This is a genomic window from Pseudoalteromonas sp. (genome assembly GCF_041629635.1).
Classification (GTDB): Bacteria; Pseudomonadota; Gammaproteobacteria; order Enterobacterales; family Alteromonadaceae; genus Pseudoalteromonas.
On the sequence record NZ_JBFKMX010000015.1, the window covers coordinates 1 to 16823 of the forward strand.

The following is a 16823-nucleotide window of genomic DNA, read 5'->3' on the forward strand; positions in this document are numbered from 1 at the left end:
CGGTGTATCAGGCTGATAATATTGGTCACTTTGGCCTGGCGTTAAGTGCCTATGCACACTTTACATCGCCAATTCGCCGTTACCCTGACTTAGTTGTGCATCGCGCAATTAAAGCAATCTGAAAAGAACAGGGGCAAAAAACCTCGGGCGAATATGCCTATATTCAAGATGAGGTCGATCAGTTAGGTGAGCAGTGCTCAATGACTGAACGTCGCGCTGATGATGCAACCCGTGAAGTAGCTGATTGGCTTAAGTGCGAATTTATGCAAGACCGCGTAGGCGAAGTATTCAGCGGTGTGATTTCATCGGTGACAAACTTTGGCTTATTTGTGCGCTTAAATGACTTATATATCGACGGTATGGTGCATGTTACATCACTTGGTAACGACTACTATCATTTCGATGGTAAAAAGCATTGTTTAATTGGTGAAAATAGCCGCAAAGTTTTCCGTATGGGTGACCCAATTGATGTGCAGGTAGCGTCTGTTAGCCTTGATGACCGCCGCATTAATTTAACGCTAGGTGAAGAAACGGGGCAAGACCGCTATTCACGTCGTCGTGCACAAAAAGCTGTCAATGAAGCAACCAGTGTGCGCGACCAACTGCGTGCAGGGGCTATTCCTGATAAAGGCAAAGGTAAGGGTAGAGCAAAACCTGATGGTAAATCATCGGGCAAGCCATCTGGCAAACCTACTAAAAAAAGCAAAGCAGGTAAAAAATCTGCCAGCAAAACTAAATCGAAAGCTTCGGCTGCTAAAAAGCGCCCGGGCAAAAATGCAAGAAAACGTGCAAAGAGCTAATTAAATGAGTAACGAATTAATTTTTGGCTTTCACTCAGTGGAAGCAATTTTAAACAGCGAACCTGAGCGCTTTATCGAAATTTACGCGCTTAAAGGCCGTGAAGATAAACGCTTAAACCCGATTATTAATTTGGCACGTCAGTTTGGTGTGTCTATCCAGTTTATGCAGCGTAAAGCACTCGATGATAAAGCCAAAGGTGAACAGCACCAAGGCATTATTGCCCGCGTTAAAGAGGGTAAAAAGTACAACGAGAAAGATCTCGACCAGATCATCGCCAATAGCGATACGCCGTTTTTATTAGTACTTGATGGCGTAACTGACCCGCATAACTTAGGTGCCTGTTTACGTAATGCTGATGCCGCGGGTGTTGATGCGATTATTGTACCAAAGGATAAATCAGCCAAGCTCAATGGCACTGCGCGTAAAGTAGCGTGTGGCGCGGCTGAAACCGTACCGCTAGTGCAGGTAACAAACCTTGCGCGTACACTGCGTGATATTAAAGAAATGGGTGTATGGGTAGTTGGCACTGCTGGCGAAACGGATATTGAAGTTTTTGATGCAAAACTAACAGGCCCAATGGCAATTGTAATGGGAGCTGAAGGTTCAGGCATGCGCCGCTTAACTCGCGAACATTGTGATGAGCTGGTAAAAATTCCAATGGTGGGTACGGTATCAAGCTTAAATGTATCGGTGGCAACGGGTATTTGTTTATTTGAAGTATTGCGCCAACGCAGAGCTTAATTTTTAAGCATAAAAAAGCCGCGATTAACGCGGCTTTTTTGACTCAATTTGGCTATAAGTAAGTTACTTCACCAAGTTTTAATGACTCTAACTCTGCTTTTATTTTGGCTACATCGCCAACAATTACCCAGGTTAGTTTATCTTTATTGATAAGCTCTTTTGCTTGTAGTTTAACATTGTTTAATGTGACGCTTTCTACCTTCTCACCGTAATGCTCTAAGTAAGTAACGTCTTTACCCTGCTTATAAGCTTCAGATAATGAGCTTAATAGAGCCCATTTCTTTTCGTACTTGCCTGGTAATTTAGCTACCTTATTGCTTTGTACTTTAGTCAATTCTTCCTTAGTTGCAGGGTTGTTATTTGTATAGCCATCAAGTTCTTTTAAGATTTCGTTAATCGACTCTTTTGTTTTGTCTGTTTGCACTGGCGCATAAACAAAGAATGGAGATTGACCATTTACTGTTAACATGGCTGAACGAGCACCATATGACCAACCTTTGTCTTCACGAAGGTTCATATTAATACGAGAAGTAAACGAACCGCCTAAGATGGTATTCATAATATCTAGTTTAATATCTTGGTCATTTGACAGTTGACTGCGAGACGGCCCAAGTAAACCTGCAACGATTAATGATTGAGGTGAATCAGGCTTATCCAGTACGTATATTTTTGGTTTGTTGCCATTAGCCACATTTGATAAATGCACCTGAGGTTTTGCAGAGCGTGGCGTTTTCCAACTTGCCAGAGTGTTATTAAGAGTGCTTGTTAACTCATCCATCGAGATATCACCAACCACAACTAAACGTGCATTATCTGGGCGTAACCAAGTTGATTTAAAGTTTACTAAATCATCACGAGTAAATGCTTGTACGGTATTTTCATAACCAGAACCAGTAAGTGGTTGAGCGTAAGCGTGGTTATCACCATATAAACGAGGAGGTAACTCTCGCAATGCATTGCTCATAGGTGTTGATTTTTCTTTTTTGATGCCATCAAGTGTTAACTTGCGGACACGTTCTATATCTTGCTCAGAAAATGCTGGGTCAAGTAAGGCTTGCGAGAATAGCTCAGCACTGCGTTGCCAGTTTACTTTTAGGGCACTTAAACTTAAATTAGCATCATCTAAGCTCGCACCTGAATATAGGCTAGCGCCAATTTTTTCTAATTCAGCAGCCTGTTCTAAGCTTGATAGCTCACTGGTTCCTTCACGCAACATTTTCATCGTAAATAATGCTAGACCGGCCTTATCACCTGTGGTTGCCGCATAGCCACCAGCAAAGTTAAGTTCCATATTGATACTAGGTGTGTCTGAGCGCTGAGCGAGTACGACTTCTAAGCCATTATCTAAGCGTGCAGTTTGTATCTCTGGTAATTTTAACTCTGGTAGTGAATTAACACTTGGTACTTTGCTGCGATCTGCACTTACATCAGAGTGTGCTAATTTATCAAAAGGCTTAATTGTTAGTACAAAATCACCATCAGTTAGCCATTTCTTGCCAGCTTTCATCAGGTCTTCTGCGGTTGCAGAGTTTTGTGTCGCTTGTTGCTTTTTATAGAAAGTCGGATCGTTATGATAAACCATGCCTGAGGCTAAAATATCTGATTTACCGCCAAAACCACCAACACCTTCAACATTCTTAACCCAACCCGCTGCATTTGAGAATTTAATGCGGTTTAGCTCTTCCAGAGTAGGACCTTCGTTGATTAATTTTGCTAACTCCTCATCGACAATCGCTTCTACTTCATTTAAATCAACCCCAGGTAAGGTATCTGCACCAATCATAATTTGGCCAGCCATAGCGCGTGAGTAGTTGTAAGCAAATACCATAGAGGCTTTTTGCTCTTGGTAGACAAGACGTTTATATAGTCGACTGTTTTTACCACCCGCCAATACATCCGCTAAAAGTGATAAATACTCGCTATCAGCGGTGCCTTTCTCGGCGGTATTCCACACTTTTAATAGGCGAGGGTTGGGAACGCGATCTTGCATGGTCATGCGCTTGGTGCCAGTGCGCTTGGCAACCCAAGCATCGATTTGTGCAACAGGTTTACCTGGTTTAATGTCACCAAAGTATTTATTTGCTTTTTCTTTAGCGGTTGCCACATCAATATCACCAGCCAGCACTAATACAGCATTGTTCGGGCCATAATAATCTTTAAACCACTGATGTACATCATCAAGTGATGCCGCATTTAAATCTTCCATAGAGCCAATTACTGACCACGAGTATGGGTGACCTTTCGGGAAAGTATTTTCGGCTACAGCTCCCCACATTGAGCCATAAGGACGCGCTTCACCTTGACGCTTTTCATTTTGTACAACGCCACGTTGCTCATCGAGTTTTTCTTGAGTAACTGCGCCAAGTAAATGACCCATACGATCAGATTCCATCCACAGCGCCATATCTAATGCGGTTGTTGGGACGTTTTGGAAGTAGTTGGTGCGATCACTATTGGTGGTACCATTTTGCTCGGTAGCACCTGCTTTTTCAAATGGACCAAAATACTCATCATTGTAATTTTCAGTACCGTTAAACATTAGATGCTCAAATAAATGAGCAAATCCTGTTTTGCCTAATTTTTCATGCTTTGAACCTACTTTGTACCATACATTTACCGCAACAATAGGCGCTTTTTTATCCGTGTGAACTACAACGGTTAAGCCATTATCCAGCGTAAAAGTTTCATAATTGATATCGACACTTGGTAAGTTGCTAACGGCAACTTGGCTTGTTGATTCAGTATTAGTGGTTGTGCTATTGCATCCTGAAATTGCTAATGAAACCGCTACGGTTAATGCTGATAGGGTAAGTTTTTGCATTGTTATTCCTTTAAGAACTATTTACTGTGTTGATAAGTTATACAACATGAACTGTTTTTAATTTTCAACAAGCTATTTTTAATGGATGTAAATAACCAGATAAAAAAACAGTGATTGCAATCGTTTTAGGGAGGTGAAGTTACTAAATTAATTGTAAGTAAATATTAATGGTGCAGGTATGTATTTTAGATAAGGTACTTAACTGGGCTTTCAACAACAAAGCATGTCTTGGTATAATAGTTAATTCACTGTCGCTTTGAGAATGATGTATGTTCAAGTTTATCGTTAAATTACACCCAGAAATATCGATTAAAAGTAAATCGGTTCGCAAACGTTTTACCAAGCTTTTAGCATCGAATGTTAAAAACATGGTTATTCGTGTTCATGAAGATGCGAAAGTAATTCAAAACTGGGACAACATCGTAGTGATGTGTAAAAGCCAAGAGGAAGCAACGCGCCTTGGCTTAATTGATGCACTTCAGCGCGTACCGGGTATTGTGCAGTTTATTGAAGTACAAGAAACCACCTTTGAAACTCTCGATGATATCTATCAGGTTGCTTTAACGCTTAATAAAGAGCGTTTAAAAGGCAAAACGTTCTGTGTACGCTGTAAACGCCAAGGTAAGCATGACTTTACCTCAAGTGATGTTGAGCGTTACGTGGGTGGAGGCTTAAACCAAAATATTGAGGGCGCTCAGGTAAAACTACAAAAACCTGAAATCACAGTAAAAATTGAAGTTAAAAACGAATTTGCTTACGTTATCAAAGAAACTCATTTAGGCTTAGGTGGCTTCCCGCTTCCTACCCAAGAAGATGTATTAAGTTTAATGTCGGGCGGTTTTGATTCTGGTGTAGCAAGCTACTTAATGATGCGAAAAGGTGCGCGTACTCACTTCTTATTCTTTAACTTAGGTGGTGCAACTCACGAGATTGGCGTTAAGCAAGCGAGTTATTACTTATGGAAACAATTTAGCTCAACCCATCGTGTAAAATTTATTAAAGTTGACTTCGAGCCTGTTGTTGCTGAAATTTTAGAAAACATCGAAAACAGCCAAATGGGTGTAGTACTCAAGCGTATGATGATGCGTGCTGGTAGTACGATTGCACAAAAGCTCGGGATTGATGCGTTAGTAACTGGTGAAAGCTTAGGTCAGGTGTCGAGCCAAACATTGGCAAACTTAAACGTGATTGACCGCGTTACAGAAACTTTAATTTTACGTCCGTTAATTCAACACGATAAACAAGAAATTATCGATATTGCACGCAAAATTGGCACCTCTGAAATGGCTGAAGCAATGCCTGAATTCTGCGGTGTTATTTCTAAAAAACCAACGGTAAAAGCCAAGCTTGATAAGATTATTGCAGAAGAAGCAAACTTTGACTTTGATGTGCTTGATACAGTTGTAAATAATGCACGCATTATGTGTATTAAAGAGATTGAAGCAGAAACCAAAGAAGAAGTTAAAGAAGCTGAATCGGCTGCTGAATTGCCAAAGGGTGCGATTGTGATTGATATTCGCTCGCCTGAAGAAGAAGACAGTGATCCGTTAGAGCTGGAAGGTATAGAAGTAAAACACTTGCCGTTTTATAGATTAGCGACACAATTTGGTGATTTACCAAAAGGTGAAGAGTACTATTTATACTGTAAAAAAGGCGTAATGAGCCAATTACAAGCGCTAATTTTGCATGAAGAAGGCTACACTAACGTTAAGGTATATCGCCCTGAATAAGCGTTAAAAAGCGAGAGTTAAATGGGGTTGGGTAGCAATATTCAGCCCCTTTTTTATGGATATAGCCACAAATACTATCGATTTCGGTTTGCTGCTGTTTATACACATCACGATTCATTGATGAATAGTTTTGCGATGTTGCCCGCATCACACGGTAGGTACTTTCAAGCGCTGCACTTAGTGAAATTTCCACATCTTCTTTATTGGCTATAAACACCGCTTCATTTACTAGCCCAAAAATATCGCTAGCATACTGCGGCGATACAAGCGCGCCATTTTTAACTTGATGTACTGCAGTTAATGGATTTATCGCAATATTAATAATCAGTTTTTGCCATAGCAAGGCGCTAATATTTTGCTCGGTAGTGATATTGGGCAAGGCATTTAACAGGCACTCTATTGTTTGTGTTTTTTGGCTATTAGCGTTCAACGCACCAATAAAACTAGCACCAAAGCCAGTATGTTCTACAGCAAAATCTGCGCGTTTAAGAGCCGCCATGCTGGTGGTAAGAAAAAACACCTGTTGCTTGGCAAGCTTTTGCTGTATCAACTCAAGGTTGGGCATACCATTATGGCAGAGGATAACGGTTGAAGTGGTGCACAGTTTGTCTTTAAGGGAATCTAAAACAGTATCGACTTGGTGTGATTTAGTTGGAATGATGAGTTGTTCAATATGCTCCACTTCGTCGCTGGTGACCGTATTTACCGTAAATTGACAAAGCGAATTATTATGATCTGTAAAAATTACTGTTTCATTGTGTTTTTTTTTGTTTCGAACAATAAGCGTAATATCGAAACATAGGCGCAAATAATACGCAAGCAATAAACCAATTGCGCCATGACCAACAATATGAAGCTTAGGCTTGTTCGCTGTGCTTTGATTTTTCATAGCGTTTATGCCAGAAGTGACTTACAACTAAATAACTCACAATACCTGCAACATCAGCAATAAAATCAGCCAAAGAGGCTTCTCTATGCGGGATCGTGCCTTGTACGTATTCTACACCAGCACCATAGGCTGCCAAAATTAGAATGTATAACCAAAATGGTGCTTTAAATGCGCGTTTTAAAAAGCCTGTTAACACAAAGAAAACACCGAAATGGGCAACTTTATCAATGTGAGTAATACTCGTAACTGAAGACTTAACTTCTTTAAAGAAAAGCAGACTGCAGGCTATGATAATGACTAAAAATAACACCTGATAAATACGACGACTCACACCAAACTTCCTCAAAAACATGTGAGCCGAGTATAACAAATAGAAGTGCACGACAATATGAAAAATTTGTAAGTTTAAATATGCGCTTTATAATCGCATCAATAGCAAATTACGGAGATAGATAATGCCTTCATTTGATATCGTTTCTGAAGTAGAAATGACTGAAGCAAAAAACGCGGTTGATAATTCAAATCGTGAATTAGATACACGTTATGATTTTAGAGGGGTAGAAGCCTCATTTGAATTCGCTAAAGAAATTATCACAATGAAAGCGGACTCTGATTTTCAGCTTAATCAGATGTTCGATATTCTTGCAGCTAAAGCAGTTAAACGCGGTTTAGATGTGAAAAGCTTTGAGCTTAAAGACGTAGTTCACACAGGTAAAACTTACTCACAGCAAGTCATTATTAAACAAGGTATTGAAAAAGATATCTCTAAAAAAATTATTAAGCTAATTAAAGACTCAAAAGTCAAAGTGCAAGCGGCGATTCAAGGTGAGGAAGTGCGCGTTACCGGTAAAAAACGCGATGACTTACAAGCGATTATGCAACTTGTGAGAGAAGCTGATTTAGGGCAACCGTTTCAGTTTAAAAACTTCCGCGATTAACATCATCAGCGATTAATTAAATTTGAATAAAAAAGAGCCACATATGTGGCTCTTTTTTTATTATTGAAACAGTTGAAAAAGCCGTCATAAGTTTTAATCGTTGCAATCTCCGTTATTAAAATGAGCTACTTTTCTCAAAACTTCGATGACTTTAGGAAATAAAATTTATCGTTAAATGTAAACTTCTATTTTGGCAGTTTAGACATCTAAAATTGACATTTATATCCATCCCCTCCACAATACGCGCCTAAATTTATAGCCTATTGGTGCCGTTGATTTTTTTGTTATTGGTTTCATGATGAAGGTGAGCTTAAAAACAAACGGATAATCGGGAAGTTGGTGTGTAAGCATGAGGCTTATTAAATCCAGCGCTGCCCCCGCAACGGTGATGTGTTTTGTATTCGTAAGCAAAATGCTCAGCCCGGAGACCGGCCAGTTGGTTTATGCTAACTATTAACATTGTGCGGTGGGCACAAGGGGATAATATGTATTACAAATCTAAGTTAGGTTTGGCGCTTAGCCTTGCCTTGTCTTCTTCATACGCTTTAGCAAACACAGTTTCAAATGAACATGCAAAGCACGATATCGAAACCATTGTTGTAACAGCGAATAAACTTGAGCAATCAATTGATCAAACCCTTGCCAGTGTGCAAGTGATTGACCGCGCTCAAATTGAGCAATTAAATGTGCGTGACGTTCTTAGTTTGTTAGAAACACAAGCGGGCATTCAAGTAAACCGTAATGGTGGGCAAGGGCAAAATGCCAGTTTATTTGTACGTGGATTGGAATCTCGTTACTCGTTAGTGTTAATTGACGGTGTACGTGTAGGCTCAGCCACTTTAGGGTATAAAAGTTTATCAACTTTACCACTAAACTCAGTTGAGCGTATTGAAGTAGTTAAAGGTTCACGCGCAGCACAATATGGCTCTGATGCTTTGGCTGGCGTAATTAATATTATTACGCGTAAGGCGCAAGGGAGCAGTATTGCATTTACATCTGGCTCAAATAGCTACGCTAACTTAGAAGGAACATCACGTTTTTCAACTGAGTATGTTGATGTTGCACTTAATGCAGGCTATGAGCGAACAGAAGGTTTTGATGTATTAGAAAATGATGCAACAAACTTCGCCGATCCAGACCAAGACGGCTACGATAACCTTAACCTTGGTGTAAACCTAACTCATAATAATGAATTGCTAGGTCAATTTGGGTTATTAGCACAGTACTCTACTGGTGAAGTAGAATTTGATAATTACTACGACTACCAAGCGTCTACAGCGGATAAAACCGAGTATGAAAATTATCATGTGAATGCTAATTGGTTTAAGCAAGTGGGTGCATTTAGCCATAAAGTAGATGCGTCATTTAGCCAAGAGCAAGATGATAGCTTTGGTACGGGTGAAGATTCTCGTTTTGCAACGGAACGCGTGCAGCTAGACTACCTTACTACGTTTGAATTTTCAGACCATATTGATTTTAACGCTGGCCTAAATTGGCATCAGGATAAAATTGATACAACAAATCTTTATGATGAAACAAGCCGTGACGCATATGCTATATTTGCCGGTGCATTTTTTGATGACAACACATTCCTTGCTAACCTAGCTATTCGCCACGACGACTATGAAGAAGTTGGCTCAGAGCAAACATATAACCTTGCTGGCGGTTACTATCTTCATGAAAATGCAGTTTTACGTTTAAGTCAAAGCACTGGTTTTAAAGCGCCAACGTTTAATGATTTATATTATCCAGGTTCAGGCAATGCTGCACTTGAAGCGGAAACATCATTAAACCGCGAACTGGGTTTACGTATTGATTTTGAACATGCCAGTGTTGATGTTGCAGTTTTCCGTAATGAGTTAACTAATAAAATTGCATGGGCACCTGCTCCAACAGCTGATAACCCATGGCGTTGGTCGCCATTTAATATTGCTGAGGCGCGTTATGAAGGTGTTGAGTTAACCACTCACTTTGCATTTTATGGTTTTGATAACACGCTTAACTTAAGTTATATCGATGCGCAAAAGGTTGATAACTCACCTGAGGCTCTTGAGCGTTATAGCGATTTACCATTTGTATCAAATGAGAATGTGCGTTACAGCATTGCAAAACAATGGCAAGGCTTTGATGTTACATTAAGTGTTGCTTACCAATCAGAGCAAAAATCCACCTTAATAAACAAAATTCCGTCGCATGTTTTGTGGGATTTAGCAGCTAACTTTATGTTACAAGAAAACTTAATCGTTACTGCACGTGTAGAAAATCTATTTGATAAAGAATATATTCCAAGCCAAGGTTATGGCGTTGATATCAATGGTGATTGGGTGAATGATGAGTTCTTTCACTACAATGAAATTGGTCGCCAGCTGTACGTTGGTATCACCTACGATTTTTAATCGCGCGATTTAACGTTTATTTATTTCGTAATTTAAAAGCCGCTATAAGCGGCTTTTTTTATTGCGCTAGTAATGTCGCATAGTTAGCTGAGAACTTAGCTAATTTAGGGCCAATCATAATACTGCAATAAGGCTGATTAGGGTTATCACTGTAATAATCCTGGTGATATGTTTCTGCATCATAAAAACGCTCAGCGGGGCATAGTTGAGTAACCACTTTATTTGCAAACAGAGCTTGTTGGCTTGCTAACATTTTTAAGCTTGCCAGCTTTTGTATTTCATCTAAATAAAAGATAACGCTACGGTATTGCGTGCCAACATCGTTACCTTGGCGGTTAAGTTGTGTTGGATCGTGCAAATCAAAAAAGATTTGTAGCAATGTTGAGTAGCTAATTACTTGTTCATTAAACTCAATTTTTACCACCTCAGCATGACCCGATAAGCCAGTACAAATATCTTGATAGTTCGGATTGTCAATATAACCGCCGCTGTAACCCGAAGTGACAGAATGTACTCCTTTTAAACGACGAAATGCGGCGTCAATACACCAAAAGCAGCCGCCACCCAAAATTGCTGTTTGCATTATTGTTTAATCTATTTGGTTTTTAGTTTCGTACAGATTATGACAGACAGACAAGGGACGGCAAGATGAAAAAAAGTTTAATTATTGGGGCGGGTGGCATTGGCCTTGCTGTTGCTGAGCAACTTTATCAAGATAAACAGCACAGCATTACCATTATTACCAGCAATAAGTCGTTAGTTAACGATAAGCGTTTTAATGTGATGTTGGTCGAAGATCACAGTGAAGAGCAAGTAGCGAGTTGCCTTGCGACCCTATCAATCCAGTTCGATTGGGTATTTTGTTGTTTAGGTATGCTTCATCAAGATGACATTCAACCAGAGAAAAACCTTTCGCAGTGGCGTGTTGAGTCGGCGATGGCATTAATGCATGCCAATGCATTTGCACCTTTAACCTATTTAGTGCACTTGCAAAAACGATTAGCCGCTAACTGCAAACTCGCTTTTTTATCAGCTCGTGTAGGCAGCATTAGCGATAACCGTTTAGGTGGTTGGTATAGCTACAGGATGGCAAAAGCTGCACTAAATATGGCAATTAAAACAGCCAGTGTAGAACTTGCCAGACGCAACAAGGAAATGTGTGTTTTTGCCTTTCATCCCGGCACCACAGATACCAATTTATCAAAGCCATTTCAGCGCAATGTACCAGCAAACAAACTATTTACTGCCGAGTTTAGTGCGGAATGTTTAATTCGTTTAATGTCACAAGTGAATGTAAAAGATAGCGGACGATTTTTAGCTTGGGATGGGCAAGAAATAGAGTGGTAGTTTAGGATTAAGCTACCACATTGTAAAATTAAAGCGGGTGTTTATTTGCCTGTTCAGAAATTTCTTTTTCTGTTGCTTCTGGTGATTGCGTATTGCGTGCCAGCATGTAATACGCACTTGGAATGACAAACAGTGTTAGCAAAGTGGCTACCACCACACCGGTTAAAATCACAATACCAATTACCATACGGCTTTCAGAACCCGGGCCTGACGCCAACACCAGTGGAACCGAGCTCATTACTGTTGTTAAAGACGTCATAATAATTGGGCGTAGGCGCTGTTTCGATGCACTAATTAATGCCTCGGTAAAAGCGACACCTTTATCGCGCAGTTGGTTGGCAAATTCCACAATTAAAATACCATTTTTGGCACTTAATCCTATCAACATTACAATACCAATTTGGCTATAAATGTTGAGGCTGGAATTAGTAAAGAATAGCCCTGAAAGGGCACCAACTAAACCGAGTGGTACTGTAAGCATAATCACTAATGGGTGCACAAAGCTTTCGAATTGTGCAGCTAAAACTAAGAAGGTTACTGTTAGCGCTAAAATAAATACATAGGTCATTGCAGATGCGCCTTCATAGAACATCTGTGATTCGCCTTTGTAATCTATTGCCCCTTCAATATCGTTTTCTTCCATTGCAACGTCATTCAAGAAATCCAGCGCTTCAGCAAGTGAGTAACCTGGTGCTAAGTTGGCACTAATGGTAATCGCTCGCATACGGTTGTAACGATTTAAACGCGCTGCGGTTGCTTGTTCGCCAATAGTAATAAGGCTATCTAGCGGTACTAAGTCATTGCTACGTGATTTTAGGTAAATCGATGAAATATTTTTTGGATCGGAAAAGTCAGCCTTGGTACCTTTTAAAATCACATCATATTCTTCACCGCGGTCAATAAACGTAGTAACGCGGCGCTGACCTAACATTGACTCTAATGTGCGGCCAATTTGCGACACGCTAATACCAAGATCGGCCGCTTTATTTTTATCAATGCTTACTAAGAATTGTGGGAAGGTTTCTTTGTAATCGTGATCAAGACGAACAAGCCCTTTGTTTTCACGAGCACGTTCTAAAATGCGATCGCGCCAGCTAACGAGTTCTTCGTAGCTATTACCTTGCAGCACAAATTCTACAGGGCGGCTATTGCCACGACCACCAATACCTGAGCGCATAATGGCAAATGCTCGCACGTCTGTTACATCGGTAAGCTTTCCACTAATTTCGCCCATCACTTGCCAAGTATCGCGTTTTCGCTCATCCCAATCAGCCATACCAACAATGGCAACACCACCTCGGCCGCCCCAACCTGGAACGCGAATAAGCACACGGCTTAACTCACCGCTTTCTTGATAAGGCATTAATTTATCTTCGATTTGCGCCATGTTTTTTGCATTATTTTCATAGCTTGCACCTTCAGGGCCATTCATCATAATGAAGAAGGTGCCACGGTCTTCTTTTGGCGTAAGCTCAGAGGGTAATTGCTTAAAGATTAAGTAACTAGCAAGACCTGCAAAAATAAGCAGCAGAAGCATGCTCTTAGAGCTGGCTACATTATTTCGTAGTAGCTTTTCATAGCCATTTTCTACCTTGCTAAACAGCGCATCAATTTTATGGCTAAAAGCAGATTCTTTTTCGTTTGGTTTAAGAATTTTTGAACATAGTGCAGGGGATAAAGTTAACGCCGTTACACTTGAGAAAATCACCGCAGCACTGGTCGCCATAGCAAACTCAGTAAATAAACTGCCGATTCGTCCTTCCATGAAAACTAATGGGACAAACACGGCAACGAGTACCAAGGTTGTTGCAACAATCGCAAAGCCAACTTCGCGCGCACCGCGATATGCGGCAAGCAGTGGAGGCTCGCCTAATTCAATTCGGCGGTGAATGTTTTCAAGCATTACAATGGCATCATCCACAACTAAACCAATAGCAAGTACCAGTGCCAGTAAGGTAAGTAGGTTGATTGAATAACCCATACCATACAAAAAGGTAAAGCTGCCAATTAACGCTACAGGTACCGTAATTGCAGGAATTATGGTTGCGCGTACACTGCCTAAAAATAAAAATATCACAGCAACAACAAGAGCCATTGCAATTGCTAAGGTGCGGTATACTTCTGTAATTGATTCGCGAATAAAAATTGATGAATCATAGCTGTCTTGAATGGTTGTACCCTCAGGTAAAGAACGCTTAATTTTTTCAATTTCTTCGCGCGCTTTTTCAACCACGGTTAGGGTGTTAGCTTTAGCTTGTTTAATCACGCCAAGGCCAATCATATCTTTACCGTTACCACGGAATAGATTTTCTTCATCAACCGCTTCTAATCGCACGTCGGCGATTTCTTTTAAGCGTACAAGGTAACCATTATCACCTCGTTTAATTACGAGATTTTGGAAGTCATCTTGCGATTTATAGCTGCGTGCAATACGTACAGTAAAGTCACGGTCAACTGACTCAATCTCACCTGCCGGTAACTCTACGTTTTCTTGACGAAGAACACGTTCTATTTCATCAGCTGTTACGCCTTTTGCCGCCATCGCATCACGGTTTAACCAAACCTTCATTGAATATTCGCGTTGACCACCGAGTCTGACATTTGCAACGCCATCAACTACGGCAAGTCTGTCGACAATATAGCGCTGTGCATAATCAGACAGTTGCAACGAGTTCATTGAAGTACTGTTAAGAACAAACCATGCAATTGGGCTTTCATCGCTGTCGGATTTAGATACTTCTGGTGGGCGCACTTGCTCAGGTAAGCTATCGAGTGCGCGTGAGACACGTTCGCGTACATCGTTGGCCGCGGCATCAATATCACGGTCGATATTAAATTCAATCGTGATATTTGAGCGACCATTACGGCTAGAAGAGTTAATGCTTTTTACACCTTCAATACCGGAAATTCGGTTTTCCAGTACTTGGGTGATTTTGGTTTCGATGACTTCAGATGATGCGCCAGTGTAGCTGGTGCTAACTGACACAATAGGCGTGTCAATATCTGGGTATTCTCGAAGTGGCAGCATTGAGAAAGCCACCAAACCAAAGGTAAGTAACAGTAAGTTAATTACAGTAGCAAAAACCGGCTTTTTAACTGAAACGTCGGTTAGAATCATTTCAGCATCTCCTTCACGCTAACTAGGCTACCAGGTCTTACTTTTATTATACCTTCAGTAACAACTACTTCGCCTTCCGTTAAACCTCTGCCAATGGCAACCCATCCACCACGACGTATACCAATGACTACTTGGCGTTTTTCAATTTTGTCTTTATTAATTACATAAACAAAGTGTTTGTCTTGTTGAGGTATAAGTGACTTTTCAGGCACCATCAAAGTGTTTTCAGCACTTAATTCTAACAGGGTGTAAAGCAACATACCGGTACGTAACGCATTATCTTTGTTATCAAAACTAGCGGTGATTTTTACACTACGAGTCGCAGAATCAATACGACTTGCGATATGCGATACTTTTCCGCTAAAAGTAATTGTTGGGTATGCAGGGCTTGTAGCCGTTACTGTCATATCGATAGATAGTTGTGCTAAGTATTTTTCAGGCACGTTAAAATCAGTTTTGATAATACTGGTATCATCAAGTGTGGTAATTTCAGTGCTAGAGTTTACAAAAGTACCTTTAGATACATTACGTAGACCTAACGTACCACTAAAAGGGGCGTAAAGTTTCATCTCTGAAAGTTTAATTTTTGCGCTTGCGAGTTGCGTTTTAGTCGCTTCAAAGCTTGCCTCTTGCTCATCAAGCGCTGAGCGTGCAGTCGCTTGCGTTTTTGCTAGTTGTTGTAAGCGCTTTAATTTACGGTTTTCTTCTTTTAAGAGAATTTCGAGTTCTTCTACACGGGTTTTTTCTTCAGCATCTTGCAGCTCAATCAATAATTGCCCTTTTTGAACTTTATCACCGTCATCAAAATGGATATCTTTAATATAATCAGACTGCGCGCTCACAAGAGTTATTGCCTGATTTGCTCGCGCAGTACCAAGAGATTCAATCATATTTGCTTGGCGACTAGTCGACACTGTATGTGCTTGAACCGGTGTTGCTTTGGTCTCTCGTTTATTTTGTTGCCCTTGTGATTCTGGCAGGTATAAATAAGTACATAAGCCAAATAAAATAATACTAATTAAAGGAAATAAGGCTTTACCAGATTGTTTCGCGTACATGGCAATTCTCGCAAGTATTTAGGACTTACTATTCTACTAGACAGTTTAGAACTTGTGCGCGCGAGGTATCGTATAATATTGTGAATTAAACGTGTTTTTTTCAGTTGTTAAGTAGAAATTATGAAAAAGAAAAGTAAAAACTGTCCCTATTGCAGGCAAATAAGAGCAATGCTAATTTGGGCAATTTTAATGGGTTTTGCCTATTTTACCTTCTGGATTTAACTTTAAGATGACAAAACGCATTAAAGTATCAGCAACTGCTCATAAATATGGTGGCGAATTTTTAGTTGCAGGTGCAATCGTTTTAGTCGCTGTATTGCTGGTGGTTAAATTTAAACCTGACCCAATCACGTTATTTGATTTTGCGGTGATTATCGCTGCACTCTTTTCCATGCTGATTGGCTATTTTAAGCTTTCAGAGCCTAGATACAATTTAGTTTTAAGTAAGAATGGTTTAGTGTTTTATCATCGTTATGGCAAAGTACGCATTGCACGTAAGAATATTCTAGCAGTGGGTCAAGTACAGATTGCAAACGGTGATCAATTTTTAGAGTTACCTTGTTTGGGATTAAAACTCAAATCCTTAGCGCCTTTGATAAAGCGTATGCCACCAAGGTTAGCTTTTAAGCTGATAATGGAGCAGCGTAATTGGCTTATGGCTGGTATAAAAATAATGTGGCCAACAGGAAATGTGCCAGATGATTGGTTAATCGAAGAAAGTAAATATCAAGATAAATTTAACACTTACGGTTTGCTTGCTATGTTGACTCATCGTTTAGAGCATTTCGACACGCTTTTTGGTTATCACTTCTTGATATCCTATAATTATTTTGATCGTTCAGTTGATGAATTTGAAAATTTATTACAACATTGGCTACGAGACCCCGAGAAAACGATAGAAAAGTATAGTAATATCAACCAGAAATAATTGGTTTTGAGTGTGATTTTTGAGCGAGAACTCAGTTTACATACCATGGTGCATTG

The 16823-nt window shown here is 40.1% G+C and carries 12 protein-coding genes, 1 pseudogene and 1 riboswitch; of the genes and pseudogenes, 7 read left to right on the forward strand and 6 right to left on the reverse strand.

What is annotated here, in order from left to right; genetic code table 11:
- Window positions 1–800 (forward strand): annotated as a pseudogene (locus ABYD77_RS03880) (RNB domain-containing ribonuclease); the annotation flags it as partial.
- Window positions 801–804: 4 nt separating this feature from the next.
- Window positions 805–1542: a 23S rRNA (guanosine(2251)-2'-O)-methyltransferase RlmB gene (rlmB, locus tag ABYD77_RS03885; protein ID WP_372767177.1), complete on the forward strand. Its 738-nt coding sequence runs from the start codon at window positions 805–807 to the stop codon at window positions 1540–1542.
- A gap of 52 nt (window positions 1543–1594) precedes the next feature.
- Here the strand turns inward: rlmB and ABYD77_RS03890 are convergent, their stop codons facing one another.
- The gene (locus ABYD77_RS03890) at window positions 1595–4363 is read right to left on the reverse strand and encodes a M16 family metallopeptidase (protein ID WP_372767179.1); all 2769 of its coding nucleotides are present in this window, start codon (window positions 4361–4363) and stop codon (window positions 1595–1597) included.
- Window positions 4364–4632: 269 nt separating this feature from the next.
- Here ABYD77_RS03890 and thiI point away from each other — a divergent pair, with 269 nt between their 5' ends.
- Window positions 4633–6093, forward strand: a complete 1461-nt coding sequence (thiI, locus tag ABYD77_RS03895) for a tRNA uracil 4-sulfurtransferase ThiI (protein WP_372767181.1) — start codon at window positions 4633–4635, stop codon at window positions 6091–6093.
- Here thiI and ABYD77_RS03900 read toward each other — a convergent pair.
- A complete protein-coding gene (locus tag ABYD77_RS03900; RefSeq protein WP_372767183.1) occupies window positions 6071–6982 on the reverse strand; it encodes a ketopantoate reductase family protein in 912 nt (303 codons plus the stop codon). The two genes, thiI and ABYD77_RS03900, sit on opposite strands and share 23 nt — an antisense overlap.
- Complete coding sequence (locus ABYD77_RS03905) at window positions 6951–7364, reverse strand: VanZ family protein (protein WP_372767185.1); 414 nt, start codon at window positions 7362–7364, stop codon at window positions 6951–6953. Before ABYD77_RS03905 ends, ABYD77_RS03900 begins: the two co-directional genes overlap by 32 nt.
- Before the next feature lie 73 nt (window positions 7365–7437).
- Between ABYD77_RS03905 and ABYD77_RS03910 the strand changes: the two genes are divergently transcribed.
- Together ABYD77_RS03910 and ABYD77_RS03915 are read left to right on the forward strand one after the other, a co-directional pair.
- Window positions 7438–7920 carry a YajQ family cyclic di-GMP-binding protein gene (locus tag ABYD77_RS03910; protein ID WP_372767187.1) on the forward strand — a complete coding sequence of 161 codons (483 nt, stop codon included), beginning with the start codon at window positions 7438–7440 and terminating at the stop codon, window positions 7918–7920.
- A 271-nt stretch (window positions 7921–8191) separates the two neighbouring features.
- Window positions 8192–8372: riboswitch (cobalamin riboswitch) on the forward strand.
- A 33-nt stretch (window positions 8373–8405) separates the two neighbouring features.
- Complete coding sequence (locus tag ABYD77_RS03915; RefSeq protein ID WP_372767189.1) at window positions 8406–10316, forward strand: TonB-dependent receptor domain-containing protein; 1911 nt, start codon at window positions 8406–8408, stop codon at window positions 10314–10316.
- A 58-nt stretch (window positions 10317–10374) separates the two neighbouring features.
- Here the strand turns inward: ABYD77_RS03915 and msrA are convergent, their stop codons facing one another.
- Entirely contained in the window at window positions 10375–10899 is a 525-nt protein-coding gene (gene msrA, locus ABYD77_RS03920; protein ID WP_372767191.1) for a peptide-methionine (S)-S-oxide reductase MsrA, read from the reverse strand.
- A 65-nt stretch (window positions 10900–10964) separates the two neighbouring features.
- On the opposite strand from msrA, the gene ABYD77_RS03925 reads away from it, so the two are divergent.
- Window positions 10965–11663, forward strand: coding sequence for an SDR family NAD(P)-dependent oxidoreductase (locus ABYD77_RS03925; protein WP_372767193.1), 699 nt, complete (start codon window positions 10965–10967; stop codon window positions 11661–11663).
- 28 nt (window positions 11664–11691) lie between these two features.
- Here ABYD77_RS03925 and ABYD77_RS03930 read toward each other — a convergent pair whose 3' ends face one another.
- Window positions 11692–14781, reverse strand: a complete 3090-nt coding sequence (locus ABYD77_RS03930; protein WP_372767195.1) for an efflux RND transporter permease subunit — start codon at window positions 14779–14781, stop codon at window positions 11692–11694.
- On the reverse strand, window positions 14778–15839 hold the full coding sequence (locus ABYD77_RS03935; protein ID WP_372767197.1) for an efflux RND transporter periplasmic adaptor subunit: 1062 nt from the start codon (window positions 15837–15839) through the stop codon (window positions 14778–14780). The genes ABYD77_RS03930 and ABYD77_RS03935 overlap by 4 nt, the downstream gene beginning before the upstream one ends.
- A 229-nt stretch (window positions 15840–16068) precedes the next feature.
- Here ABYD77_RS03935 and ABYD77_RS03940 point away from each other — a divergent pair, with 229 nt between their 5' ends.
- Complete coding sequence (locus tag ABYD77_RS03940; RefSeq protein WP_372767199.1) at window positions 16069–16767, forward strand: DUF2982 domain-containing protein; 699 nt, start codon at window positions 16069–16071, stop codon at window positions 16765–16767.
- The last annotated feature ends 56 nt before the right edge of the window (window positions 16768–16823 follow it).